The sequence below is a fragment of the Pseudomonas sp. NPDC087346 genome (assembly GCF_044744235.1).
GTDB lineage: Bacteria > Pseudomonadota > Gammaproteobacteria > Pseudomonadales > Pseudomonadaceae > Aquipseudomonas.
Map to the genome: position 1 here is coordinate 2,149 of NZ_JBIUXX010000146.1, position 404 is coordinate 2,552.

General features: G+C 57.4%; 1 pseudogene. It reads right to left on the reverse strand.

Features of this window, described 5'->3' with window-relative positions:
• Positions 1-404 (reverse strand): annotated as a pseudogene (locus ACIOZM_RS31530) (translation initiation factor IF-2); the annotation flags it as partial.

A 404-nucleotide genomic window follows, 5' to 3' on the forward strand; every position in this document is an offset into this window, starting at 1 on the left:
AACAGTACAGCGTTGGAAGCCAGTGCCAGGTTGGCATCGGATTCGGTGATACCACCGACGCCGCCGCCGACTACGCGCACTTGCACTTCGTCGTTGCCCAGGCCATTCAGAGCGCCCTGCAAAGCTTCCAACGAACCACGGACATCAGATTTGAGGACGATGTTGAGCGTCTTCTTCTCTGCCTGACCCATGTTTTCGAAGATGTTTTCCAGCTTGCCAGCATGAGCGCGAGCCAGTTTGACTTCGCGGAACTTGCCTTGACGGAACAGAGCCACTTCACGGGCTTTCTTCTCATCCGACAGCACGCTCATCTCGTCGCCAGCGTCCGGGGTGCCGTCCAGGCCGAGGATCTCGACAGGGATGGAAGGACCGGCTTCTTTGATTGGCTTGCCGTTCAAAGAAGC